Origin of the sequence: Arthrobacter sp. MYb227, from assembly GCF_002975435.1 — a bacterium.
Classification (GTDB): Bacteria; Actinomycetota; Actinomycetes; order Actinomycetales; family Micrococcaceae; genus Paeniglutamicibacter.
This window is the reverse complement of record NZ_PCPT01000006.1, coordinates 186,981-213,158: the sequence shown is the minus strand read 5'-3', so window position 1 is coordinate 213,158 and position 26,178 is coordinate 186,981. Positions and strand designations below refer to the sequence as shown.

The following is a 26,178-nucleotide window of genomic DNA, read 5'->3' as shown; positions in this document are numbered from 1 at the left end:
GAGCGGGGAGGGGGAGAAGCGAGCACGCGGGGAGCCTCCGGCTGGGCGGGCCTAGAGATTAAACCCGCCCCTCCCCTCGGAGGCGGTTGGTCCGGCCGCCGGTTGAAAGGGGCAAAGCCACGGCGACCGGACCGGTCTGTTATTCCGCTACGGTGTTAACCTGGCGGATGTGGAAGGCATTGGCGCGCTCCACGCCGATGTCCACACGAGCGGTGACCTTCAAGGCAATGGCGTTGCGGTCGAAGGCGAAACCCTCGGAAAGCTTCACCGTGATTTGTGAACGCCAACCGATGATGAGGCGGCCGAAGTCACCCATAACGATGTGTGACTTATCCTCAGTGGTGGCCACCTTGCTGGTCGTAAGCATCGGCAGGTTATCGAGGGATGCCGGCGGCCGAATGAATTGGCCAAGAGTGTCGGCCTGCAGTGCCAGGAACTCCTCTACCAATGGGTTGGTGATAGTCGCTGTGGGCTCGTGGTTGGCATTGCGGATGATGGTCTGGGACCTCACCAGGTCAGCCCACCCTGGTGTGCCTGTTGCAGGCGCTGCGAGGATGGTGACACCTGGTGTGTTGAATAGGCCTGTGGGTTCCTCGGCGTTGGTGGCTGAGGAACCGAACAGGGCCACACGGTCGATCTCTGCAGCGATAGCCTGGGCAACTGCTTGGGAGACGAATCCCTCGAGGCTTTCCACGTCTTCAATGATCTCCTCGGAGAGCAGTGCGAAAGCGCGAACGGTGCGGGCCTTGAGCTTGATGGATCCGAAGGTGTTGGAGGAATCATCCTGCTTCTCGAGCTCGGCTTTCCATTCCACCGCCATATCCGATTCAAGGCGTGGAACGGTGACCTCCCGGGTATCCATGGGAACGGTCTGCGCCCCTGCCTGAGTGACCAAGGATTTGGAGCGTGCCAGGTCGATGATGCTGGTGCTGAGCTCTTCTGGCAGCAAGATTCCGCCGTCTGGTTGCGAAATTCCAGCAAAGGCCCGCTTTTCGGCCTCGTAGCCGCTCCATCCCTTCCCGGCCATGCCTCGGACGAACCCATCAAAGGAAAGTGCCGAGTCGGCCTTGTTGAAGGTGCCGCGGCTGCGGTAGACCTCTGCCAGGGACTCTGTGGGCTTGAGACGGGCAGGCCCGTTGTCCCTAGTCTGGTTACGTTGGTGGCCACCGCCTACAGGAGTGTCTCCGCTGGGAATACCAGCGTTGTTCATGGAGCGGGCGGTTATGGCCCCGCGCTGTTCACTGGTTTCTGCCTCGGAAATGGCGCGGGTCAGGTTGGTGAACCGCTGTTCCATGGCTCCGTATTGCTGCAGCTCATCTGCGAAGAGGTTGCGGTTCTCGCGTTCTGCCTTGCCGTTGATTTCTTTGAGGCTGTCGACGCACCGTGAGCGTTCCTGACGGAGCTCAATGGAGGTGCTGATGCCGTCCCACGGTTCTGCGGAGGTACTTACAGGGAAATCGCCGCTGCTTGCAGAGAGGGAGCGTTGAAGGATGTTATCGATGTTCTGCAGCACGAGTTTGTTGGCGTTTGCGTCGCGGGTACCGGCGGGCATGGAGATATTTTTGTTCATGAGAGTGATCCCTTTGAGGAAAGGTGGGTACACCGACTAGAGCGGTGTGATTATCTGATCGATCGGGAGGAACTGTGTCCGCTGGCGTGCCGCGTTGGCTTTGTCAGGGTGCCTCTACCGAACCGAAACCGTGAGTGGATGGCGTGCCGCTGTGGCTTGGCCGTTCCCCCGTGGTTGGGATCGATGCAAGCCTAACAGAAACCCGTTCTGTGATGGCACCGTGGGTGCCGGCGGTGCGTCGGTCCCTTGCCCAGGTAATTGCCTTGGGCCACATTTCCCGATCCGGAGTGCCTGGGAACCGTGCACGGCCCTCTTCTCGGAGTAAGAGCCGGCAGGAAATGGAACACCAAGGCTTAGTCCTGGCTTTATTGGATCCACATACCAGGCATTCATCCATTGGAAGCTTCCCAGCTCAGTAACAAGGCGTTGAGTCGGTTTAGTTCGGCCAGCGGCCCGTCTGGGGCGTTGTCTAGTGCTCCACGGAGCAGGGAAAGTGCCTGCATTGCAATTTCTGCCCATTTTTCGCCGGTTTGCGGAACGAGTTGGGCCCAGGCAGTTTCGTCGTGCTGGATGCTGGCGCGGAGCATGGCTAGGACAGTACTCCGAGTCTCGAACACGGCTATTTCACGCATGGTGCACCGAATTCATTTTTGCATTTGGTAAGTCAGCGACTTGCAGACTGTTCATCCCTAACCGTCGTTGCTTGTCTGAAACCTTTGTGTAGATCTGTGTGGTTGCCAACGATTCATGGCGCAATAGCTCTTGAACAATGCGAACGTCTACACCGGATTCGAGGAGTGTCGTTGCGTACCAATGGCGTAGCTGGTGGGCCGTTCCGTGGATCTTAGCCCGTTCCATTGTTCGTTGGATTGCTGCGCCAACAGCTTTCGGGATGACGGGTCCGCCATCTTTTTCGTAATTAGGGAACCAATAGCCAAAGGTGGGCCATTCCTGGCACTCAGTCAATAACACGTCATGGAGCGGAAGCACGGCGGTTTTCCCGCCCTTGCCGTTTACGGTCAAAGTTGCGCCGTACCGGTCGATGTCTTCACCACGGATTTTCGCTATCTCGTGCACCCGAAGCCCTGCGAATGCGGCCAGAAGAATCATCATTCGCGTGCGTTTACGGTTCGCGTACTTCAGAGTCTCCATCAACTGTTCCGTGCTGATGGGCCGCGGCACCGACTTTGGGCGCTTCGGCGAGGGAACTTTCAGCGTGGGATCATCATCCCTGATCCCGATCCGCACCATCCACACGCAATATGCCTTGATTGCGACAAAATAAGTTGATTTGCTGGTGCGCGACGTGGCTCGATTATTGAGAAACCGCACGATGTCATCGGCCGTAATTTCATCGATCTTCGAATCAACGACGCTGGCCAAACGGGTGAGGATGCTCGACCGTTCAACAATAGTCCGCTGTGAAAGGCCCTGGGCATTCTGCCAGTGTGTCCATCGCGCCAACACCGTCGATACCTCCAACTGCCGGGAAGCATCCATTATCCGTGTACTTCCAGTATTTCGGTTCTTGGTCACTTGGTTTCCTGCACTTCATAATTTTGGCCAGAGGGGACGATCTGTGGAAGAAATTCCGAAAAATGTATGACCGAAGAAATTGCCGGTGTAAAAATCGATTCACGTGGAATATTCAGCCCGAAATTATGCGCTACGTGCGTATTCTGTACACGCTGGAATTCTTCTAGTGTCCGGAGTACTCGCAATGTGGTGGCGAAGTCTTTTTTAGTGATCGGTACGAGGTCAGGCTGTTCTGGGTTACTGTTCATGGTTGAGTGCCGTTCTTCTATAGTTTGTAAAGTTTGTTTCGGGATGGGCTCCAGCCAACAGCGACTGCGTCGCCTGGATTGTCTAACATCTGTCGCGTGATAAACCCTCCGTTGGCTGTGATTTCTCCGGTGGCAACGACGTTGTCGTCAACTTCTAGGTTTCCGTCGATGTATGTTCCGCCGGCTAGTCGGGTGCTTCCGGTGGTTTTGAAGTTACCGTTGGCGGTCATGGGTCCGTTGGAAGTGATGGATCCGCCGGCGACGATGTTGCCGCCAGTGCTGATTGTGGTGTCACCGAAGGTTGCTGAGCCGTTGGGGTTCAAGTCGAAGGAACCGGCGGTGAGTCTTCCGTTGGAGGCGATGTCTAGTGCACCGAACTTTGCGGATCCATCGGGATTGATCTGAGTGTTCCCGGCTTTGATCATGCCGCCTGCAGCAATGGTCAGGTCGGCTTTGATGGTGGTGGCTCCGGTGATCTCGGTGATCCCCCCGAGCTTGGTTTTTCCCGTGACCTCTAGCGGACCTTTGACGAAGAGATCCCCATTGATGGTGGTCTCGCCGTCCAGGTTGGTTTTCCCGGTGACGTCGAAGAGTCCCTTGACCGTGGTGGCTCCGACGATGTCGGTGAGTCCGTTCAGCTCGGTAGGCCCGTTGACGATGAGGTTGCCATCGGTGGTGAAATCCCCGGTCACGGTCGTGGCTCCGACGATGTCGGTGATCCCATTGAGCATCGTGGGACCATTGACAATCAGATCACCATCGGTGGTCAGTAGTCCGGTGACCGTGGTATTCCCGGTGATGCTGGTGATGCCATTCAGCTCGGTAGGCCCGTTGACGATGAGATTTCCATCGGTGGTCAGGATTCCGGTGATATCGGTATTCCCTGTGATCCTGGTGAGCCCATTCAGCTCAGTGGGCCCGTTGACAATCAGATTGCCATCGGTGGTGAAATCCCCGGTCACGGTCGTGGCTCCGGTGATATCAGTATCCCCGGCAATGGTGAGCTTGCCCGTGATGCCGGTATCGCCCGCGATCGTAAGCAACCCGGTGATATCGGTATCCCCAGCAATAGTCAGCTTGCCCGTGATGTCCGTATCGCCAGCCACGATCAGCGGCCCGGTGATATCGGTTGTGCCGGTGAGATTGATAATCCCATCGGCCTGGAAGGTTCCGGTCACGGTGGCCGTGCCGGTGACCCGGAGGGCGGAGTTTTCAATGAGCAGCTCGGAGTTGTCATAAAAACGAACTCGGCCACGTCCCACTGACGAGCTCACTAAAGGGGTTTGAGTTTGTAGCTTGGTGATGTTCTTGCGGATATCGCTCTGGCTAGGACCGTTGAGGTTTCTGATTGCTGCCATGGGGTATTTCTCCATTTCGTGTTAACACCGGTAATCGGCGAGCGCTCATGCTGCGTTGTCCCATTTCCATCCGGCGAGTGTTGCGGCGTGGACTAGGCATTGGCTGAGGTTCGCGTCGTTTCCGAGTGCGTGTCTGGCTTGTTGCATGAATTCTGTGTGTTGTCCTGGTCGTTCGTTGAGGTATGCCCTGGCTGAGTCGCTTTGTGGTTCGGGGATCCTAATTTGGTTTTGGTCTTGTCTATCCACAGGCTTGGTGACGTACCCGGCTAGGTGATCTGATTTATCCCTCTTTTCTTCTAGTTGTTGTGGTCTCTCTATAGGCCCCAATGAATCGTTGGGGCTGTTTCCAACGTTTTGTTGGGGCTGAGCGGCAACGTTTTGTTGGGGCTGAGCCCCAACGTTTTGTTGGGGCAGATGCTCGCGTTCCATGGGTTCCCAGTTGATGACTGGGTGGCCATTTCGATAGCCGGCGATGGATGGTGCATATGTCACGGTTGGCTCAAGGGTCAGCGCGTATTCGGAGCGACTCCCACCGGTGCTACCACTGGAGACGATGGCGCCAGCTTGGCGAAGGGCGGCACTGGCTTTGCGGAATACCTCGGCCGCGCTGCGTTGGCGTTCGCCGTAAGGGTCAAGCCCCAGCGCTTCGGCTCCTGACTGCCACCCACCGAAATAGCGAGGTGGAAACGCATCGTCATTAGCCATGAGGGCAAAGAATGTCAGCAAGCGAACCTCACGGTGTCCCAAATGCCGCCAGTAGGTATAGACCTTGCTGACGTTCCTAAAACCCATGGCTATGCCTCGTTATCGTGTTCCCGGCGCTCGCCGATATCGTTCGCAATGTTCAATTCTTGAGCTTTGTTTTCGTCGCTTGAGGATTGAAGCTGCTCCAATGCCTGGATAACTTCGGGCAGGTACTCGATTGGGAATATTCCATCTCCATGTGCCCAGTCAGTCCAGAGGCTTATCAATTCATTCTTGGTACCCGAGTCATGTAGCGTGACGATAACTCGCTGGCGAGTAGGCAGGACAGCCCGCAATGCTTTGATGACCTCGGGCAGGTACTCTGCTGGGAATGTGCCATATCCGTGTGCCCAATCGGTCCATAGGTTTACTTCGCCAGAAGTGTCCGTGAGGCGGATGTCATGCAGGGTTGCGGTAACCCGCTTGCCGGCATCGGCTGAATTCTCATGGTTGGAATGTAGGCTGTTCATAGCGCCGTATCCTTTTGGTTGTTCGGTATGCTCGCGCCCTCGGTGGAATTCTTGGCGGAATAACCGGGGGCGCTTTTCGTTGCCCGGAAGCGGATGCGATGTCGAGTTCTAGGCACTCCAAACCTCACCGGTCTGCGAACGAGTCTGGTCGTTTAGCCATGTATCTACATCTGCAAGGCGATAACGCACTAGGCGTCCGAGCTTGATGAACTTCGGTCCTTGGCCCACGTAACGCCAATAAGCAAGTGTTCCAACGGTGCTGCCGATCTTTTCCGCCAGCTGTGTTGCATTGAGCAGATCCTCAGACATTTTTCCTCCTGTGTCATTTTGAATTAACATCTTACAAAATCTTCAAGTTTTGCTTCGATATGACTCATATAATCACGAGCTTCAACTTGAGTCAACATGAGCATCAATGAGTGATGTAAAGTGTCAACATGACACAATGGGGAGATGAAGTAGCGGCAGGAATTATGTCAAGAGTCCGTGAGATTCGAGGCAGACGAGGTTGGACCGCACAGGAACTCGCAGAGCACTGCACAGCCGCTGGCTTCCCAATGGCCAGAAATGTAGTAGCTAATTTGGAAAGTGGACGCAGAACTACACTTACCGTGGCGGAATTACTCGCTTTTGCTTCAGTGCTCGCTGTACCTGCCTCCGTCCTCATCGTTGATGCTCTCGATCTGAGCGGTGAGGCGATTGTGGATCCGAGTCGCAGGCTTTCTAACTACGAAGCAATATTCAGCGTTACCGGGCTTGGAGTACTAGAAAGCCCGGACCCTCTAAAAAGCTTCTTTGAGCATCGGCTCGAGGATCTCCTCAGTCTTCAAAAAGCTGAGTACCTTGCATGTATTTATGCGGCAGATACCGCACCAGCTATGCGTGATATCGAAATCGCTACGGAAGAGGAGTTTCGCGAACGTCACCGGATGGGGCCTCAAGAGTTCAAAAATTCGAGGCAGGAGAACCTTCGGTACTGGCTACTGCGAGCCCTATGGATTCGATACGACATCATGGTTGATTCTGACCCACATGGCACCGAAGGCGAATTGTTCAGAGGCCTGATCGGAACGCAGCCGCCTCTTGACGCCAGGACACACGAAACCTATAAGGAGGCACGCTTATCGAACCTTCTTGCTACCCTCTTGAGCGAAAACCCAGAAATCTTGCCTTCGTATGAGGAAATGAAAAGCTACGTTAGTAGTCCATCCATAGTAGGGATGAACGGCGGTATTCTTGATGGCGACGATTGAGGCATACGCGACGAAGTCGGGAAAACGGTACCGGGTCCGCTATAGGAAGCCTGACCGAAAACCCACGGATAAGCGTGGGTTCAAGACTAAGCGTGAAGCTGAGGCGTTCGCTGCCACGGTCGAGGTGTCGAAGCTCAAAGGTGAGTTTATCGATGCCACCGCCTCTCGGGCCACAATTGGCACATTAGGTCCGGCATGGCTCGGCCGGCAGTCCCATCTCAAGCCCTCGGCGTTGCGCCCTGTAGAGAGCGCCTGGCGCATTCACGTTGAACCTCACTGGGGGAAGATACCCGTTGCTGAGATCCGGAAGACTGGTGTGCAGCAGTGGGTTTCCAATCTGAGCAATGGTGACAAGTCAGCCACTCCGCCTCGCTCCCCCAAGGGAGCCACGACGGTAATCCGCGCTTACGGTGTCCTGGCGTCGATTCTTGATGAGGCCGTGGATGATCGGCGGATCCTGTCCAACCCTTCTCGCGGCGTGAATCTGCCCAGGAAGACGAAAAAGCCGCACGTGTACCTGAGCCATGAGCAAGTGCATACTCTGGCGGAAACATCCAAGTACCCTCTGCTCGTCCTTGTGCTGGCTTACTGCGGGCTGCGCTGGGGTGAAGTAACCGGGTTGCGAGTTAGGGATGTGAATATGATTCGTCGTCGCCTGCAGCTCGAGCAAAACGCGGTTGATGTTGGCGGAAAAATCATGGTAGGTACGCTCAAAAGTCACAAGAGTCGCGCTGTACCGTTCCCCAAGTTCCTCGAGCAGGCCATGGGCGAAGCTTGCAAGGACAAGCATCGGGATGATCTTGTATTCCCTGGGCCGTCCGGTAGCTATATGGGAATTGCGGCCAGCGGTGAAGAGCGCGGGTCCTGGTTCGCTTCTGCAGTCACCAGTTCAGGGATCCCCCGGGTTACGCCGCACGACCTTCGGCATACAGCTGCGAGCTTTGCAGTGAGTGCGGGTGCCAACGTCAAGGCTGTACAACGGATGCTTGGACATAGCAGCGCGGCCATGACTCTGGATATCTACGCGGAACTGTTCGACGACGATTTGGATGCAGTGGCGGTAGCTCTAGATAAGGCTGTTACTGAGAGCATTGTGGGCAAAAAATGGGCAAAACAGTAGTTTTGAGCAAAGCAAAGGCCCCTACTTCCCTATAAACAAAGGGAAGTAGGGGCCTTATTTCATGTACCCCCAGTGGGACTCGAACCCACAATCCTTTCGGCAGTTGATTTTAAGTCAACCGTGTATACCAATTCCACCATGGGGGCCTACCGATCTAGAATACGCGATCGGGGGCTGTGGTGCGAAACGAGGCGGCCAAAGAAGTACTCTTTGGCCGCCGCGTCACTAATCTTGTGGAAGCAGACCTGCGCCTATCACACGGTCAAACTCCACAAAGATCACATTTCCTTAAGCGCGAGGCTTCGGGGTCGCTGCCTCAACAAAGACACCGCGCGGGTTCTCGAGGTTGTTCAGCTCAAGGATGTCGCGTTGGAAGAACAGCGCAGCCATCCAGTCGCCAAGGACGCGGAGCTTGCGTTCGAAGGTTGGCATCGCCATGCCGTGGTAGCCGCGGTGTGCCATCCAGGCCGGCCAGCCCTTGAGCTTGATGCCCATGACCTTGGCGACGCCCTTGTTGGCACCGAATCCGGCAACCGCACCCATGTTCTTGTGCTTGTAGTTCTTCACGTGGCCCACGCCGTAGCGGGTTGCGTAGAGGTTGTGTGCCAGCAATTTGGCCTGACGTACTGCGTGCTGTGCGTTTGGCACACAGGTGCCATCCGGAAGTCCACCGGTCACATCCGGCACTGCCGAGACGTCGCCCGCTGCCCATGCACCCTCGATGGCAACGCCGTCTTCGCCGGTGATGCGCAGGTCGGTGCCGGTCATGACACGTCCGCGGGCCTCAATCGGGAAGTCGGTGGAGCGAACCATCGGGTTAGCCATAACGCCGGCGGTCCAGATCAGGGTGTCGGACTCGAAGGTCTCGGCCGCTGACTTGTCTGGCATGTTGATCAGGGCAAGCTTGCCCTCGGTAGCGTCGGCCAGTGAGGTGTTCAGCAGCACCTCGATGCCGCGGCTGCGCAGATGGTCAACGACCCACAGTGCCTGGTCCTCGGTAACCTCCGGCATGATGCGGCCCATGGCTTCAACTAGGACAAAGCGCAGCTCGTCCTTGCCAATGCGGTTGTTGAGGTTGGCCGCGAAGCGCGCCATATCTTCAATTTCCGCGATGGTTTCGATACCGGCGAAGCCGCCACCGACAACCACGAAGGTCAACGCACGCTTACGTTCCGCTGCATCGGTCATCAGTGAAGCCGACTCGATGCGCTCAAGGATGCTGTTGCGCAGGGCAATGGCTTCCTCGATCGATTTGAGGCCAATGCCGGTTTCGGCCAAGCCCGGGATCGGGAAGGTACGGGTGACGGCGCCGGCGGCCATGACAACGTCGCGGTATTCAAGTTCGAACGGCTCGCCAACAACAGGCACGATGACTGCCTTGTTGTTCTTGTGATCGATTGCCGAGACGCGGCCATTGATCAGTTCGGTGTGCTTGAGGTGCTGACGGTGCGAGACCACCACGTGGCGCGGCTCGATCTGGCCACCTGCGACCTCGGGGAGGAACGGCTGGTAAGTCATGTACGGCAGCGGGTCAACAACGGTGACGATGCCACCGTGATCCTTGACCTTCTTCTGCAGCTTCATGGCCACGTAAAGACCTACGTAGCCACCGCCAACTACAAGAATGCGTGGGCGATCAGAAAATTGTTCAGTGATAGGCATAGATCAATGATAACGCGGAAAGCATGGTTTGTGAAAATGTTCACGAGCGTTTGAGACGTGCCAGATTACCTGTCGATTTTCGACTCCGGCATATCGTCAAAGATATCCCTGGAACTTGCATGCTCGGCAAGTTTCAGACTTGCTACGGAACCCGCAACTGCCGTATCGGCACGCTGTTTTGCACGGGAGGATCGCACGAAATGCAAGGTTCCACCGGCCATCGTCAAGACCAACAATGACCCAAAGCCCAAGACCAACAATGGCGGCAAGAACGCGTCGTCGTCACTTGGCGTTTGCGGCTTGGGTGCAGCAATTGGCTCAATAGTGGATTTCTCGCGTGAGATCCCCGGATCCAGGCTGGGCTCGGCGCTTGGGGTGTCGCTCCGACGGTGAACACGAATCCATTCGGCAATGGTGTTCATTGGATTTGCCGCAACGTGGGGAACTGGTGCGGTCAATGCGGCATTCGCATCGAGAATTCCGTGCCCATAGAGGTTATCAACACCGGGTTTACCCGCATCTCGCGCCGTCACGAGAATCCGGTTAATTACTTCCGGAGCCTTCATGTGCGGATATTTGGAGCGGATCATTGCAGCAACACCTGAAACCAACGGAGCTGCCCCCGAAGTTCCGGCCCAGTCTGCATACCCTCCACCTGGGAGCCCACCAACTAATGGCTCGGCCGGAGCTGCGACTCCGATGCTGATACCTTCGGTTGAAGAATCAACGCTTGCCTTACCGTCTCTATCGATACCGGCAACTGTCAATACACCGGGAATTGTTGCCGGAGCACCAACTTGGCTCATGCCTCCGGCACGGTTTCCCGCAGCGGCAACCACAACAACGTCATGATCTTCAGCATATTTGAAGGCCCGATCCCAGCTCACCGGCCATTCGGGGCGTGTGGAACCCAATGACATATTAATGACCTTGGCACCCTGGTCTACCGCCCATATGACGGCCCGCGGAATCTGCTCCTCGATGCTGATACCCGCCGGGTTTTCGGTTCCCATCCACAAGGAAATTGAAAGTAGCTCTGCTTCGGGAGCAACCCCAATAACTCCATCAGGACCCGGACCGGGCTTAGGTACTGCGATGGGGTCGGGCGAAGGCGGTGGTGGTTCTTCGGCTTCTTCGGCGCTCTTCAAAGCATCTTCATAGGCATTTTTCTGAATATCAGCTTCGGCCCTGGCCTCGGAAATCGCCGAAGCATTATTTCCTCGCCCTGCCAACAACGTGGCCACAAGGGTCCCGTGCTCGGGCCGATTGCCCAGGGGCTCCGAGCCATCGGCTTTACCGGACCCCGAGACATCTTTGCCGCCCACTACCGCTCCGGCAAGATCCGGGTGGGAGGTATCGATTCCTGTATCAATGACAGCAACCTTGACTCCCTTGCCCTTGGAAACTTCCCAGACCTTGGTAATGCCCGAAGATTCAAGCCACCATTGGCTATCCCGGGCAGCATCCGCGTTTGCACTCGGTGCACCAGCAAACACAAAAGCAGCGCAAAGCCCAAGACTGAGCATCAGAACACCGGCTCGGTGCAGTCGTTGCCTCAAAAGCCCACCCATCAATTATTCAATCTGCGTTTCTTATGCGCCAAGGCCTAAAGCAATTCCATCAAGAATATCGTGTTCGGAGGCCGTCGCTGTACAAATAGTCCCGCCACTGGCTTGGTTGACCCGTTGCAAGATGCATCCATAGATGAGTGCTCCGGCGGCGATAACATCAACTCGTCCAGGATGCATGAAGCCTAATGAGGCACGAGTTTCCCGATCCATTGTAAGTATTTCTGTAATGCTTTCTTCCAGCTTTTCTAGGCTAAGTTCGGCACCATTAATTTTGTTTGAATCGTACCGAGTTAGACCCAGCGCGGCAGCGGTGAGCGTGGTGATGGTCCCGGCGACTCCAATGAGGCGATCCACCGCGGAGAAATCAATGTCTTTGGCCGCTTCGTCCAGCACCACGTTCACTTCGGCTCGCGCTTGGGCGATCAGCTCTGCAGTTGGCATTTCTTGGCCCCAGAAGCGCTCGGTGAGGCGCACACAACCCATGTTCATGCTGCGGGCAGCCACCGGACCCATTGCTCCCCCGAGCACAAATTCGGTAGAACCGCCGCCGAGGTCAACAACTAACACGGTGCTCCCAGAAGCCGGCGGGGCAATCGAAAGTGCACCAGCGAAGGAAAGCGCGGCTTCCTCATCCCCCGACACGACCTCGGGATCAACCCCGAGGCGCGTCCGAACCGCTGCAATAAATTCGTCGCGGTTCTTCGCATCCCGGGTAGCAGAGGTCGCAACAAACCGGATCTTGCTGGCTCCATGATCCTTGATCAAAGCCGCGTATTCGTCAATTGCCGCATAGGTACGTTCAAGCGCCTGCGGATCGAAAGAACCAGTTGCATCCACTCCCTGTCCCAGACGCACAATACGCATCTGGCGCACTACATCGTGCAGTACCGCACCATGTGGCCCTGGTTCGAGATCTGCAATGAGCAGTCGGATGGAATTGGTCCCGCAATCAATTGCTGCAACGCGTGTCATCAGGGAATCGTGCCTTACTTTTCGGTGTCGGTTTCGGCTCGCGCCGCTACCTCGCGAGCTGCGCGAGCTGCTGCACGTTCAGCCTGCTTGATAGCGGGATCCACTGCCTGTGTTTTCACGTGGCGGGAGCGGTCCTGGCTTGGCGCCGGACCCTCAATATCCCAGGCTCCCGCGCAATAGCATTTGTCCTTGGTCCACCACTGGTTAATGTCTTCAAGGGCTCGATCGCCCAGCGGGTTGATACCCGGTCCTGCGGCAAGTGAGTGCCCCACCAGCACGTGCAAGCACTTCACGCGGGTGGGCATGCCGCCTGCCGATACGCCAGAAATTTCTGGAACTGCTCCGGTACCCGAACGCTCACCAATGGCATCGCGAACGGCTAAGTATTCGAGGTGAGCCTGTTCATAGGCCTTGGCTAAGGACTCGTCGTGCCCCAGTTCCTCGTTCATCTGATTCATGAGTCCCGCCGCTTCAAGCCGGGATACGGCGGAGGTAATGACAGGGTGCGTGAGGTAATAGGTCGTGGGGAACGGAATTCCCGAGGACAGTCGCGGTGCCGTGGTAGCAACCAATGGGTTGCCGCATACGCAACGTGCTCCAATTTCAACAACGTCGCGCACCGGGCGATTCAACTGGCGTGAAAGCGTATCGAGGTCTTCGGCGCTTGGCACGCGAGCGGCGGCATCGAGTGCTTCATGGTTTGAGTTTGCGGCGTCCACGCTGGGGACTTCTCCTCTAATTGGGGTGAATTTCAATCGGTAGCTGCGCGCTGAACCGAGTCATAGAGCGCATCTACCCACGGTAGATCCGTGCGAATTTCATTGGGGCTATGATTTTCTTCGGCAAGCGGAATATCAGTGGGTTGGGTTCCAACAACCATGTAGTTCCGTTCACCGGGCATCACTAAGTTTATCCGGTCACGAGCCTGCTGTTTGATGTAGAGCGGATCATCCCAGCGGGCAATCTGGTCTTTGAGATTTTCTTGCTCGGATTCCTTGGCCGCAATTGAATCACGCAATACAGCAAGTTCTTCGTGTTGCCGCGCATAGGTACCAATGCTTGGGACCAAGAGCAACGCGAACACGGACATGGCAATGCTCAAGGCAAGGATTCGTCCCGAAAAGCTTCGAGCAGGAATCGGTTTTGCTGGACCCTGTGCTTCCTTGGGCTGCTGTTTTTTTGCGGTCTTGACATCTTTGCGCACGGCACCGGAGAGCAAGGCACGGTCTTCGATCCGGCGTTCGGAGTCAGAAGATTTTTGCTTCTTGGGTTTAGTAGTGCTCTTAGGCTTCGATTTAGTTTCGGCAGACTTCTTAGGCTTGTACGCGCTGACATGAGTTGCATCAGAACTCGTTCCCAGGTGCTTCCCCTGGCCAGTTTCGCTCTGAGCAGGCCGAGCTTCGGTAGCACCATTGGTATTGATTTTGCCTAAGGGGATAACCTTGGCAAGTGTTGGCTCCGGCGCACTACGTGCTCGCGTTACAGGCTCCTGGGGAGACTGCGCCGAGCGGGGCCGTGGTGTTGGCTGCGCCGCTGCCGGACCCTTGGCCGCGGCTTCGTGATCGGCTGCGGCAGGTCTACCACTTCCGGCGCGCGGCATGGGAGGACGTCGCTTAGTCATCTGGCCACTCCTTACCCTTGCGTTAGGGGCCTATCTCAACCACCTAAATATCATTTAGCCGAGAACTTATTCTAGGTGGAAACCACAAGGCTCGTGGGAGAACCTCTATTGGTTCTCCCACGAGCCTACGTGTTTTTAGTGCTAGTTATGCTTTGAAACGCGGGAAAGCACCGGCACCAGCGTAAACTGCTGCATCGCCAAGTTCTTCTTCGATGCGCAGCAGCTGGTTGTACTTGGCTACGCGCTCCGAGCGTGCCGGGGCACCGGTCTTGATCTGACCTGCGTTGGTGGCAACACAGATGTCAGAAATGGTGGTGTCCTCGGTTTCACCCGAACGGTGTGAGGTGATGGTGGTGTAACCGGCACGCTGGGCCATCGAGATGGCGTCCAGGGTTTCGGTCAGCGTACCGATCTGGTTCACCTTGACCAGCAGCGAGTTGGCGGTGTTGGATTCAATGCCGCGGGACAGGCGTTCCGGGTTGGTGACGAACAGGTCATCGCCGACCAGCTGAACCTTATCTCCGATGGCGTCGGTGAGAGTCTTCCAGCCTTCCCAGTCATCTTCATCCAGTGGGTCTTCAATGGAGACCATGGGGAAGTCGGCAACCAGGGTTGCGTAGTAATCGCTCATTTCTTGAGCGCTGATCGATTTTCCTTCGAACTGGTAGGTACCGTTCTCGAAGAACTCCGAGGAAGCAACATCAAGTGCCAAAGCAATGTCTTCGCCCGGGGTGTAGCCTGCACGGGTGATCGCTTCGATGATCAGTTCAAGGGCTGCACGGTTAGAAGGCAGGTTCGGGGCGAAGCCGCCCTCGTCGCCCAGGCCGGTGGAAAGGCCCTTTTCTTGCAGTACCGACTTGAGGTTGTGGTAGACCTCAACGCCCCAGCGCAGTCCCTCGGAGAAGGTTGTAGCGCCAATCGGAGCGATCATGAATTCCTGGATGTCAACGTCCGAGTCGGCGTGCGAGCCACCGTTGAGGATGTTCATCAGCGGAACCGGAAGCACGTGGGCGTTCGGGCCGCCCAGGTACTTGTAGAGCGGCAGGTTCGAGGACTCGGCTGCGGCGTTAGCAACGGCAAGCGAAACACCAAGGATGGCGTTGGCACCAAACTTGGACTTGTTTGAGGTGCCATCAAGATCCATCATGATGTTATCGATGGCGCGCTGATCGGTTGCGTCCATGCCTTCTACGGCCGGAGCGATGTCTTCGATAACTGCTTCGACGGCGCCAAGAACGCCCTTGCCCTGGTAACGCTTGGGGTCTTCGTCTCGACGCTCGGCTGCTTCGAAGGCGCCGGTGGAAGCACCGGAGGGAACGGCTGCGCGGCCCAGTGAGCCGTCGGAGAGCAGAACCTCAACTTCAACGGTTGGGTTTCCGCGCGAGTCAAGGATTTCGCGGGCGTGGATGGCATCAATCAAAGCCATGGGAAGGTGCTCCTTCAAGGTGTGGATTGTTAGTCAAACGTGTACTGCATGGATGCAGGCGCCGTTGCCTGCCTCTAGCCTAGCTTGGCTCAGGCCCAGTTCACGAAGTTATGTCATGCTCTGGTTCTTCGGTGGCAGCAACGTGTTGTTGCACCACGGTGCGCAGGGCTCGTTCGGCGTCGAGTCCCTGAGCTTCGGCCAGTGCACAGAGGGCAAACAGGTGTTCACCCAAATTCTGTTCATCGGGTAGATCAGTATTTTGCAATAGTTCTACCGGCGTCACAGAAAATTTTGGGGGTTGGCCCGCAATGTTTTCCAACGTGGCGTGACGTTGAGTGCGGGAAACAAATTTTTGGGCATAGAGCAATGCGGGAAGGTTTTTTGGTAAACCCGCAATTGCCGATTCGTTCAATGGCTTTTCTGCTCTTTTGGCTCGATCCCACGATTCAATGATTTCCTGGATCGAGTCGGGGAAAGAATCTTTGAGCGTGCCATCTTTATTGAAAATGTGGGTATTGCGGCGAATCATCTTATGTGTCAGATGTTCGGCTATTGAGTCGAAGGAAAACCCTTGGTGTTCGGCACCTATCGATGCGTGTAAGAGGACTTGGAGCAAAATATCTCCCAGTTCTCCCTCGAGCTCAGCATCAGGGGCATGTGTCTCGATGGCCTCGGTGAACTCATAAGATTCTTCAATCAGATACTCAACCAGGGAACTGTGGCTCAGGGCCGCGGTCCATGCGCAATGCTCACGTAGTTGGGAAATCACTTCGACAAGTCGGTCGACCTGTTCGCTCACTCGCGTTCCCTTTCGTGGGGCTGAGCCCTAGAGGACGGGTTTTGGCCGCATAACACTTGACCAAAATTCCCGTGCGGGCCTCATTGCCCACATGGTAAGTATATGAGATTTCTTTTGACTCCCCGAGCCGTGAAGTTATCCATGTTGCTCACATCTCTACTCGAGCAACGCTAAGAGGTCGGTGCGCGACATCCTTGAATGTGTTGCGCACCGACCCCTTTATAAATACTTGCTAACCAAACGCTAGCGTGGAGAAGAGATTAGTCTTCATCCTCGTAATCATCTTCGTCGTAGTCTTCATCATCTTCATCATCTTCATCATCGGCCATTGCCTCGTACGCCTCGTTGATGTATTCAACAAGTACCTCGCGTTCTTCCAAAGGCAAGAAGGATGCTTCGGCAGCGTTCAACGTCAGATCCAAGAGGTCCTCTAGGTCATAGTCGAAGGCTTCAACAAGTAGCTCGAATTCGTCGGAGATTGTGGTGCCACTCATCAACCGGTTATCCGGCGAGATGGTGACGTTAAATCCCGTCTGCACCAAAAGATCTACCGGGTGTGACTCGATGCCATCACCATATTCGGCGGTGGCACCGGTCTGCAGGTTGGAAGACGGGCAGATTTCCAAGGCGATACCGCGGTCACGAACCCAGTTAGCCACCGGGCCCAAGGCCACCAACCCGGTATCCTCGCCGACTTCCTCACCGTCGTCATCGAGTCCACCAAACTGGATTTCAATGTCTTCGGCGATGCGTACACCGTGGCCCAGACGCTGCGCGCGGCCAATGATCAATGCCTCACGGATTGAGTCAAGGCCAGCTGCTTCACCGGCGTGCACGGTGGTGGGGAAGAAATTTTCGGCCAAGAGGTCGAAGGCTTCCTTCATCCGCGATGGTGGGAAGCCTTCCTCCGCACCGGCAATGTCGAAACCTACAACACCGCGTGAGCGGTGGCGCAGCGCAAGCTCTGCAATTTCAACGCCGCGCTCGCCCTGGCGCATGGCAGTAAGAATCTGGCCCACCTGGATCGGGGTTCCGGCATCGGTCAGCTCATCGCTTGCTTCTTCCAGGCCGCGCTGTACCGCTTCAACAACATCGTCAAGGCTCAAGCCTTCACGCTGGTGCTGCTCAGGTGCCCAACGAACCTCACCGTAGACAACGCCGTCATCGACGAGGTCCGCAACGAACTCGCGGGCCACGCGGGTGAGCGCGTCCTTGGTCTGCATTACTGCGATGGTGTGTTCAAAAGTTTCGAGGTAGCGCTCCAGCGAACCGGAGTCTGCCGAGGCACGGAACCAAGCACCGAGCTCGTTGGCATCGGTGGAGGGCAGCTTGTGGCCTACAGCCGCAGCCAATTCAATGATGGTCTGCGGGCGCAATCCCCCATCGAGGTGGTCATGCAGCGAAACCTTGGGCAGCGCCCGGAAATCGAAGGAAGGGTCATAGGCAATGTGGATCATCTCGTCAGTCACCCGCTCAGCCTATCTGTCACACCCCGGTTCTAACAGTAAGCAGCGACCTTGTTGGAGCGAAAGTTCATGAGTTGCTCAACGCAGGTTCACTCGCTGAGCCCTGCGGGCCTCTCATCATCGGGGACTTTGACCGGTTCCGGTAGGGAATTTTCACGCAATAAATGAGTTGCGTGGCTCAACGGTTCGTGGCGTTTACGTCCAAAACGTTTCAGTAAAGTGTGCACAATTTTGTCAATTAGGTACCCCAAGCAAATAGCCAAGGCTACCGAGAGACCAATGCCCAAAAGCTTGTTGTCATGGAACCATCCACCGGCGACAACGCCAATGGCCACCGAATATCCGGCCCAAGTAATACAACCCAAAACATCAAGGAGAGTAAACCGTCTGATCGAATAACCGGTGGCTCCTGCGCTCAGATTGACTACCACACGCCCCACCGGAATGTAACGTGCGGTGAAAATCAGCATGGCACCGCGTTCGGAAAGTTCCTTGTGGGCAAAGGCAAACAGGGCCTTAGTTCGTTTGCGGCGCATCCACCCAAAACGTTCGGTCCCTACCCGACGTCCAATCCGATAAGCGATTTGGTCACCACTGATGGCTCCGGCGGCACCCACCAAGACCAGTAAGAAAACATTTGGTTCGCCGGTACTGGCTGCCACGGCGCCCAGGGCCACTAGGAGGGTTTCGCTGGGCAGTATCGGCATGAATCCGTCTATCAGGCAGAAGACATAAATGATCGGCAGAATCCACCAAGCATTCGCCGCATGGACGATTGCTTCATTAATCAGATCCACCACATACCGACTTTCCTTGTGAATAGCGCCGGCGCTCGTTTTCCCATGCGGATAACGGAAGTTTGACCGTGCGTTCTCCATTCTCCCGCACTCCGTAGCCGGTGTGCATCATTCCCGGGGATGAATCAGGGATCATTACCGGGTATCCCCTGATTCAGCTTCTACCGCGGTCAGGGTGCGGGGGGCTAAATCGATGGAGGTTTTCTCGCACGTGGCGATTAGGTGGCCGCGATTCGATCCAGGATGAGGCTCATTTCTGGTCGACTTCCCATAGGAGCAATTGTTGCTGCGCTTTCCAGTAACGGACGGGCGCGTTCAAAACGTTCGGGGGTATCGGTAAGCATTGTTGCAAGCGGTTGACCACGACGGACCACATCCCCTGGCTTTGCGTGCAGACGCACGCCGGCACCGGCCTGCACCGGATCTTCACGCCGTGCCCGTCCGGCACCCAAGCGCCAGGCCGCAACCCCAACATCCATAGCATCTAGGCCCGTCAGCACGCCGTCCGCCGGGGCATAGACAACATCGGATTCCTTGGCGACCGGCAGTGGCGCATCATTATCGCCGCCCTGCGCCGAAATCATTGCACGCCATTTATCCATGGCACGTCCATCCTTGAGTGCTGCTGCGACATCAACATCGCGAATTCCGGCCCCGGCAAGCATTTCAGTTGCCAGCGCGATTGTCAGTTCAACAACATCGGCTGGTCCGCCGCCGGCAAGGATCTCAATTGACTCTTCGACTTCGATGGCATTACCGGCGGTGAGGCCCAGTGGGGTATCCATATTGGTGAGCAGTGCCACGGTGTGTACCCCCGCGTCGGTGCCAAGGTTCACCATGGTGCGGGCCAATTCCAACGCATTTTCACGTGTTTTCATAAATGCACCGGAGCCCACCTTCACATCGAGCACCAAAGCCCCGGTGCCTTCGGCGATCTTTTTGCTCATGATGGAGGAGGCAATCAGTGGGATTGCTTCAACGGTTCCTGTGACATCACGCAGTGCATAGAGCTTTTTATCCGCTGGAGCCAGCCCGGCACCAGCAGCACAAATTACCGCTCCCACCTCGGAAAGCTGAGTCATCATCGCTTCATTGCTCAGCTCTGCTCGCCATCCGGAAATTGCTTCAAGCTTATCCAGCGTGCCTCCGGTGTGGCCGAGTCCCCGACCCGATAGCTGTGGGACAGCAACTCCAAAGACAGCAACAAGTGGAGCCAGCGGAAGCGTGATCTTGTCCCCCACCCCACCTGTTGAGTGTTTGTCGGTGGTCAGTTTCACCGAACCGTCGGAGTTACGGAGCGAGGAAAAATCCATGCGCTCGCCCGAGTTGATCATCGCGGTTGTCCATTGCGAGATCTCGGACCGATCCATGCCGTTAAGCAGGATCGCCATGTTCAGCGCTGCCATCTGCTCCTCGGCGATGACCCCGCGGGTGTAGGCGTCGATGGCCCAGTCGATTTGGGCCGGGCTCAGCGTGCCGCGGTCGCGCTTGATGCGGATAATGTCGACTGCGTCAAAGTTTTCCGTGCTCATCGGTTACTCCTGGATTATGCGGTTCCAACTTGTTGTTGATGCCGAGGGGTTCAGTGAGGTTTGGGTGCTGCTAGAGGTTGTGCGGCCCAAAAGCATCGGGCAGCACCTGATCCATGCTTCGGACCCCGCGTGGGGTCATGAGTTCCATATTTTCCCCGCGGTGTTCAGAAAGTAATTGCCGGCAACGCCCACACGGCATGATCGCGGAACCCGAGGCATCAACGCAATAGAAAGCACGCAGCTTTCCACCTCCCGTGGCAAAGAGTTCACCGATCATCGAACATTCGGCGCACAGGGTGACCCCATAGGCAGCATTTTCTACGTTGCAGCCCGAAATCAACCGGCCATCTGTGGTCAGCGCCGCGGCACCCACCTTGAAGTTTGAGTAGGGTGCGTAGGCTTTTTCCATGGCCGCGACCGCGGCCACCTTGAGGGTTTCCCAGGTGGTCGGGTCGATGCTCGTCGATTCCATGATCGAAACCTTTATTCCTTGACGTAGGGTTCGCCGTCCGCGGCAGGCGCCTTGGACTTTCCGACCAGTCCCGCCACGGCGAAGATGGTGACGGCGTAGGGCAGCATTTGCATGAACTGGCTAGGCACCGGAGTGCCCAGAATGGTCAGGACGAATGAAAGATTCAAAGAGAATCCGAAGAGCAGTGCAGCGAAGAATGCGCCGATCGGGTTCCAACGGCCAAAGATCAGTGCAGCCAACGCGATAAAGCCCTGGCCAGCAGTCATTTCCTTATTGAAGGATGATGAGGTGACGAGCGTGAAGAACGCACCGCCAATACCTGCAACAACACCGGCAAGCACAACGTTCCAGAAACGCAGCGCATTGACCTTAATGCCGACGGTGTCTGCTGCCTTGGGGTGTTCACCCACGGCACGTACGCGCAGACCCCAACGGGTTTTGAAAAGCCCAAACCAGACAAGGAAGACGGCGAGGTACATTCCATAGCCAAGAATCGTCTGTTCGAAGAAGATGGGGCCAAAAATTGGAATATCTGCAAGTAATGGAATTCTAATGACATCAAATGCCGGTGGTGAGTTGTACTTGCTTGAGTCGCCAACCATGACAGTTGAGAAGAAGAAGCTTGTCAGCCCCGCGACCAGCACGTTGAGCACCACACCAACGATTACCTGGTTAACCAGGTACTTGATAGCGAATACCGCAAGCACCATTGACACCAGTACGGAACCAACGATTGCTGCCAAGACACCAGCGATCAGTGAACCTGTCATTGAACCCACGATTGCCGCACAGAAAGCACCAGCAAGCAGCTGACCTTCGATAGCAATGTTCACAACGCCTGCGCGTTCGGAGAGCACACCGGAAAGGGAACCAAAGATCAGTGGGGTTGCAAGGGTGAAGGAACCAGCAATCAACCCCGAAAGGTACACATTGGGGGTATTCGCACTACCAATGACCCAGACCAGGAACGCAATGACAAATACCGTCGCAAATACCGGCATCATCCAACGCGCAAGTTTGCGTCCAGCCCGTACCAACACAAATGCATAGGCAGCGATGCCCAGCATGATGATGGCACCGGCCCAACCAATGAATGTAGTTCCTAGGACGAGATCCGGAACCGAGATTTTCTGTGAACCGTCGGTGATTCGAAAGGTTGCCTCGGCATGGGGCGAACCAATGGCAAATCCCAGTAAGGCTACAAGCCCCAAAACCAGGTAAGTAAGGGGGGCCGCCCAGGAACGAATGACAGCAATATTCCGTGTTGCGTTGCCGGGGGTTTCGGTTGCTATTGATTGGCTCATGCCGCACCTCCGGTGGCTGCCTTGGTGGCTGTTTTCTTGTTTTTAGGCTTGGACGTGCCAATCCTAAAGATCGAACGTACAAGTGGTGGTGCCGCAATGAACAGCACGATGAAGGACTGAACCACCAACACGATATCGATAGGGATACCTGTATTGGCCTGCATGCCCACGCCGCCGGCGCGCAGTGCACCAAAGAGTAGACCAGCAAAGAGTGTGCCGATCGGGTTGGAGCGGCCCAACAGGGCCACGGTAATTGCATCAAAACCGAAGCTTGCGGCAATACCGCCGGAAAGCGAGCGTTCGGTCCCCAGGATCTGTGCGGTACCGGCTAGTCCGGCAAGAGCACCGGCAATGACCATCGAGAGCAAGTACGCCCGTCCCACATTAATACCGGCGGTCTTGGCGGCTACCGGGTTAGCACCCACCGCACGCATTTCAAAGCCGGTGGTGGAACGGTTCAGCAACCACCAGGTGAAGGCCACTGCACCAAGGGCAAGGACAAAGCCCCAGTGCAGGCGGAATGAGTCACCAAACATCAGTGGGTAGGCAGCCGACTCGGCCACCGGTTCACTGAGCGGGTTATTGGATCCCGGACGCTGGAATGCGGGGGTGGAGAGCATGTAAAGCAGCAGGTAGACGGCAATGTAGTTGAGCATGATCGTGACGATCACTTCGTGTGCGCCGCGGCGCGCCTTGAGGAACCCGGCAATGCCGCCCCAGATGGCACCGCCAATAATGCCGGCAAGCACCGCAACGATCAGGTGAATGCCCACCGGAAGATCGAGCGTGAAACCCACCCAACCGGCAAGCGTGGCACCAAGAATAATTTGACCCTGCGCACCAATATTGAATAGGCCAACTCGGAAGGCCAGTGCAACACCCAGACCAGCGAAGATCAGCGGTGTGGCAATGGTCAGGGTTTCGGTCAGCGGGTAAATAGCATCGGAGAAACTAGCCGCCGAGGTGTTGATGATGCTGGATTGGAACAAGGCAATATAGGCTTCCGAGACCGAATCCCAGATCGCCGTGAGCATGTCGGCCGGACGGGAGAAGAAGTAACTTGCCGTCGAGGTGACACGTTCATCGGTGAACGCGATAAGGATGGCACCAACAACCAGTGAGAGGAAGATTGCCAATACCGAGACCAGACCGTTGCCGGTCATGATCTTGGTGATCAGCGACTTTTCGGGCTCGTCATGGTGCTGGCTGGTGGGTGCCACCGGTGGGATCACAGGAGTTTGACTATGTTCTGCCGGAGGCATATCTGCTGTGTTACTCATGCGTCTTCCTTGCCCTCGGTGCTGCTCTGGGATTCGGCTTCTTCGTTACTTGCCCCGGCCATCATCAGACCAAGCACATCTCTGGGGGTGTCCCCCGGGACTATTCCCACAAGTTTTCCCTTGTAAAGAACTGCAATACGATCGGCAAGATCGGTAACCTCGTCAAGTTCGGTTGAAACTATCATGACCGGGGTTCCGGCATCGCGTTCGGCAACAATGCGTCGGTGGAGGAACTCAATGGAGCCCACATCAACACCGCGAGTTGGTTGGGAAGCAATAAAGAGTTTCAGAGGGCGGGATAGTTCGCGCGCCATGACGACTTTTTGTTGGTTGCCACCCGATAGTGTTCCGGCCTCGGAATCTGGACCTTGGGTTCGCACATCAAATTCGGTGATTTTCTTTAATGCATTCTTGAGCATCACCACAGGGGACATGTTCAGTCCGCGTGCGTACGGTGCCTTGTCATATTGATTCAATATGAGGTTTTCGGCAACGGTGAAGCTGCCGATCACACCATCGGTGCTGCGATCTTCGGGAACAAACCCAACACCGGAATTAATGATTTGCTTAACCGAGCGGCCCAGCAATTCTTTGCCCCCGAGCTTGATCGATCCGCTGACGTGATCGAGCAGACCCATGATCGCTTCGGTGAGTTCGGTTTGACCGTTGCCTTGGACACCGGCAATGGCAAGGATTTCCCCCTGGGAAATTCCAAAGCTTACCGAGTCAAGAAGCAATTGGCCATTGGGTGCCAACACGGAGAGGTCCTTGATTTTAAAAGATTCCTCACCAAGTTTTGGTGGATCTTTTTCCAAGGTCAACGACACCGCACGGCCCACCATCAACGCTGCAAGTTCTGCCGCGGAGGCACCGGGGTCGGCCTTGCCAACTACTTTGCCGCGGCGGATCACCGTGATGATATCGGAGATCGCTTTGACCTCACGTAGTTTGTGGGAAATGAACACCACTGCGGTTCCGGAATCACGTAACTGACTAATAATGGTCAGCAATTCGTCGGTTTCCTGTGGGGTCAGCACCGCTGTTGGTTCATCAAGGATCAAGACTTTGGCGTTACGCACCAGGGCCTTGATGATTTCTACGCGCTGCTGGACACCTACCGGAAGGTCTTCAACCAGGGCATCGGGATCAACACCGAAGCCGTAGCGGTCGGAAATTTCGCGGATACGGGCACGAGTTTTTTCTAGGTGCAGGATCCCACCCACACCGGTGTCCTCGTTACCTAGGGCAACGTTTTCGGCGACAGTAAACACCGGGACAAGCATGAAGTGCTGGTGCACCATGCCGATGCCTGCTGCCATGGCATCCCCGGGGCCACTAAACTTTACGGGTTTGTCATCAATGAGGATGGTGCCCTCGGTTGCCTCATAGAGGCCAAAGAGCACGTTCATGAGGGTCGATTTTCCGGCACCGTTTTCACCGAGCAGGGAATGGACCTGACCGGATTCGACAATGACGTCGATGTGATCGTTGGCGGTGAAGGTGCCAAACCTTTTGGTGATGCCCCGAAGCTCGAGTTTCACGTTGCTACCCGTTTCCCTTCTTATCCGGCCCGGTAGGGGTCGAGGGGGTCGTGTTGGTCAGGCCCCCGCGCTCCCCAGCCTAGTCACAACGGGGCTGGTGCGGAATGCCGAAAGTGGGCACAACCAAACGCGCCGTTTAAATCATTTCCAATAGAAGGAAATAATCGCAATAAACGGCGCGCTTGGCTGGCGTTACTTCTTGGTTACTTGGTCTTCGGGCTGGAAGGGGATTCAACCTTCACTGCACCGGAGATGATATCTGCCTCCAGCGCGTCAAGTTCGCCCTTGAGCTCGTCCGATACCTTGGAATCGAAGTCGTGGAAAGGAGCAAGCGCTACGCCACCGTTTTCGAGGGTTCCAACGTATGGGGTGGAGTCGAATTTGCCTTCAACATCGGAGCGTACGACATCCTCGACGGACTGGCCCATCTCCTTAACCACGGAGGAGAGCACAAACTGGTTGCCCGAAGCCAAGGACTCGAAGCCATCTGCATCGACCCAGATGACCTTGACGTTCTTCCCACTTGCGTTCAGTTCCTTGACCGCATCCATGGTGCCCAAGCCAACCGGGCCAGCAACCGGCATGATCACGTCGGCACCTTCATTAGCGAAGGTCACGGTGGTGTTCTTGCCCTTGCCCTGGTTATCGAAGTCACCGGTGAAGGTGCCCGACTGCTTGGCAACGTCCCAGCCTAGGACCTTGACGTCCTTGGACTTCTTCTCGTTGTAGTAAGCAACACCATCTGCGTAGCCATCCATGAAGATGGAAACGGTTGGGATGTTCATGCCGCCGTAGGTGGCGACCTTTCCGGTCTCGGTCATGCCTGCTGCAAGGTAACCAGCGAGGAAAGCTGCCTGAGCCGTGTCATAGATGATCGGCTTGACGTTCTTGGCATCGATGGCATTATCGTCAACGATCGCAAAGTGCTTGTCCGGGTTAGCGGCGGCGGCCTTCTTGGTGTCATCCGAGAGTAGGAAGCCAACGGTAACCGTGAGATTACAGCCGCCCTTAACCATGGCATTCAGGTTCGGTGCAAAGTCGGTTGCAGCCTTGGACTCTGCCTGCTTCACGTTGATGCCCAAATCCTTCTTGGCGGCCATCAGACCCTCGTAGGAGGACTGGTTGAAGGAGCGGTCATCGAATCCGCCCGAATCAGAGACGATACATCCGGTGAAGTCGGATGCCCCGGCCGGAGCCGAGCCACTGGCCGAGCCTGACGGGGTTGCTTCCGGCGCGGCGCCGCAGGCAGTCAAAACGAGTGCTGAAATGCCGAGCATGGCCGCGGCCATTCCGGTCTTGCGCTTGATGTTGCGCATGTGGGTTCCCTCCATTGGGTTACGAGCTACGTTTCACGATCCAGCGGGCGCAAAAGGTTTTTGCGTTCCACATCGAACCAAGTATGTCGCGTTGCCTTTAGGCACCGGTCGATCCATCGG

At 56.1% G+C, this 26,178-nt stretch carries 24 protein-coding genes and 1 tRNA gene; 2 read left to right on the top strand and 23 right to left on the bottom strand.

Going from position 1 to position 26,178, the window contains the following annotated elements:
- Positions 1–139: 139 nt before the first annotated feature.
- The 7 genes from CQ018_RS13765 to CQ018_RS13730 form a co-directional block, all read right to left on the bottom strand.
- Positions 140–1,570, bottom strand: coding sequence for a phage major capsid protein (locus CQ018_RS13765; protein ID WP_105550568.1), 1,431 nt, complete (start codon positions 1,568–1,570; stop codon positions 140–142).
- A gap of 389 nt (positions 1,571–1,959) precedes the next feature.
- The gene (locus CQ018_RS13760) at positions 1,960–2,202 is read right to left on the bottom strand and encodes a hypothetical protein (protein ID WP_105550567.1); all 243 of its coding nucleotides are present in this window, start codon (positions 2,200–2,202) and stop codon (positions 1,960–1,962) included.
- Positions 2,195–3,106: a tyrosine-type recombinase/integrase gene (locus CQ018_RS13755; RefSeq protein ID WP_219844061.1), complete on the bottom strand. Its 912-nt coding sequence runs from the start codon at positions 3,104–3,106 to the stop codon at positions 2,195–2,197. The genes CQ018_RS13760 and CQ018_RS13755 overlap by 8 nt, the downstream gene beginning before the upstream one ends.
- A 265-nt stretch (positions 3,107–3,371) precedes the next feature.
- Positions 3,372–4,712 carry a hypothetical protein gene (locus tag CQ018_RS13745; RefSeq protein WP_105550565.1) on the bottom strand — a complete coding sequence of 447 codons (1,341 nt, stop codon included), beginning with the start codon at positions 4,710–4,712 and terminating at the stop codon, positions 3,372–3,374.
- 45 nt (positions 4,713–4,757) lie between these two features.
- Positions 4,758–5,504, bottom strand: a complete 747-nt coding sequence (locus tag CQ018_RS13740) for a hypothetical protein (protein WP_105550564.1) — start codon at positions 5,502–5,504, stop codon at positions 4,758–4,760.
- Between the two features lie 2 nt (positions 5,505–5,506).
- On the bottom strand, positions 5,507–5,926 hold the full coding sequence (locus tag CQ018_RS13735; protein WP_105550563.1) for a hypothetical protein: 420 nt from the start codon (positions 5,924–5,926) through the stop codon (positions 5,507–5,509).
- Positions 5,927–6,034: 108 nt separating this feature from the next.
- Entirely contained in the window at positions 6,035–6,235 is a 201-nt protein-coding gene (locus CQ018_RS13730; protein WP_105550562.1) for an AlpA family transcriptional regulator, read from the bottom strand.
- Between the two features lie 128 nt (positions 6,236–6,363).
- Here CQ018_RS13730 and CQ018_RS13725 point away from each other — a divergent pair, with 128 nt between their 5' ends.
- Entirely contained in the window at positions 6,364–7,179 is an 816-nt protein-coding gene (locus CQ018_RS13725; protein WP_146111913.1) for a helix-turn-helix domain-containing protein, read from the top strand.
- Entirely contained in the window at positions 7,166–8,299 is a 1,134-nt protein-coding gene (locus CQ018_RS13720) for a site-specific integrase (protein WP_105550560.1), read from the top strand. The genes CQ018_RS13725 and CQ018_RS13720 overlap by 14 nt, the downstream gene beginning before the upstream one ends.
- 64 nt (positions 8,300–8,363) lie before the next feature.
- On the opposite strand, the gene CQ018_RS13715 is transcribed toward CQ018_RS13720, so the two are convergent.
- From CQ018_RS13715 to CQ018_RS13640, 16 genes are all read right to left on the bottom strand, one after another.
- Positions 8,364–8,445 (bottom strand) — tRNA-Leu (locus CQ018_RS13715).
- A gap of 142 nt (positions 8,446–8,587) precedes the next feature.
- On the bottom strand, positions 8,588–9,961 hold the full coding sequence (locus tag CQ018_RS13710) for an NAD(P)/FAD-dependent oxidoreductase (protein WP_105550559.1): 1,374 nt from the start codon (positions 9,959–9,961) through the stop codon (positions 8,588–8,590).
- Between the two features lie 65 nt (positions 9,962–10,026).
- Positions 10,027–11,457, bottom strand: coding sequence for a S8 family serine peptidase (locus CQ018_RS13705; protein ID WP_374954205.1), 1,431 nt, complete (start codon positions 11,455–11,457; stop codon positions 10,027–10,029).
- 96 nt (positions 11,458–11,553) lie between these two features.
- Complete coding sequence (locus tag CQ018_RS13700; RefSeq protein WP_105550558.1) at positions 11,554–12,504, bottom strand: Ppx/GppA phosphatase family protein; 951 nt, start codon at positions 12,502–12,504, stop codon at positions 11,554–11,556.
- Between the two features lie 14 nt (positions 12,505–12,518).
- On the bottom strand, positions 12,519–13,223 hold the full coding sequence (locus CQ018_RS13695; protein WP_105550557.1) for a DUF501 domain-containing protein: 705 nt from the start codon (positions 13,221–13,223) through the stop codon (positions 12,519–12,521).
- 32 nt (positions 13,224–13,255) lie between these two features.
- Positions 13,256–14,125, bottom strand: coding sequence for a septum formation initiator family protein (locus CQ018_RS20560; RefSeq protein ID WP_258142614.1), 870 nt, complete (start codon positions 14,123–14,125; stop codon positions 13,256–13,258).
- Positions 14,126–14,270: 145 nt separating this feature from the next.
- Entirely contained in the window at positions 14,271–15,551 is a 1,281-nt protein-coding gene (gene eno, locus CQ018_RS13685; protein ID WP_105550556.1) for a phosphopyruvate hydratase, read from the bottom strand.
- 100 nt (positions 15,552–15,651) lie between these two features.
- Positions 15,652–16,350: a MazG nucleotide pyrophosphohydrolase domain-containing protein gene (locus CQ018_RS13680; protein WP_105550555.1), complete on the bottom strand. Its 699-nt coding sequence runs from the start codon at positions 16,348–16,350 to the stop codon at positions 15,652–15,654.
- A 260-nt stretch (positions 16,351–16,610) separates the two neighbouring features.
- Positions 16,611–17,819: an adenosine deaminase gene (locus CQ018_RS13675; protein ID WP_374954204.1), complete on the bottom strand. Its 1,209-nt coding sequence runs from the start codon at positions 17,817–17,819 to the stop codon at positions 16,611–16,613.
- 86 nt (positions 17,820–17,905) lie between these two features.
- On the bottom strand, positions 17,906–18,613 hold the full coding sequence (locus tag CQ018_RS13670) for a DedA family protein (RefSeq protein WP_105550589.1): 708 nt from the start codon (positions 18,611–18,613) through the stop codon (positions 17,906–17,908).
- A gap of 218 nt (positions 18,614–18,831) precedes the next feature.
- Entirely contained in the window at positions 18,832–20,145 is a 1,314-nt protein-coding gene (locus CQ018_RS13665; protein WP_105550554.1) for a thymidine phosphorylase, read from the bottom strand.
- Positions 20,146–20,215: 70 nt separating this feature from the next.
- A complete protein-coding gene (locus CQ018_RS13660; protein WP_105550553.1) occupies positions 20,216–20,617 on the bottom strand; it encodes a cytidine deaminase in 402 nt (133 codons plus the stop codon).
- A gap of 11 nt (positions 20,618–20,628) precedes the next feature.
- Positions 20,629–21,921: an ABC transporter permease gene (locus CQ018_RS13655; protein ID WP_105550552.1), complete on the bottom strand. Its 1,293-nt coding sequence runs from the start codon at positions 21,919–21,921 to the stop codon at positions 20,629–20,631.
- A complete protein-coding gene (locus CQ018_RS13650) occupies positions 21,918–23,201 on the bottom strand; it encodes an ABC transporter permease (protein WP_105550551.1) in 1,284 nt (427 codons plus the stop codon). The genes CQ018_RS13655 and CQ018_RS13650 overlap by 4 nt, the downstream gene beginning before the upstream one ends.
- Positions 23,198–24,742: an ABC transporter ATP-binding protein gene (locus CQ018_RS13645; protein ID WP_105550550.1), complete on the bottom strand. Its 1,545-nt coding sequence runs from the start codon at positions 24,740–24,742 to the stop codon at positions 23,198–23,200. The genes CQ018_RS13650 and CQ018_RS13645 overlap by 4 nt, the downstream gene beginning before the upstream one ends.
- A 203-nt stretch (positions 24,743–24,945) precedes the next feature.
- Positions 24,946–26,058, bottom strand: coding sequence for a BMP family protein (locus tag CQ018_RS13640; protein ID WP_105550549.1), 1,113 nt, complete (start codon positions 26,056–26,058; stop codon positions 24,946–24,948).
- Positions 26,059–26,178 lie beyond the last annotated feature (120 nt).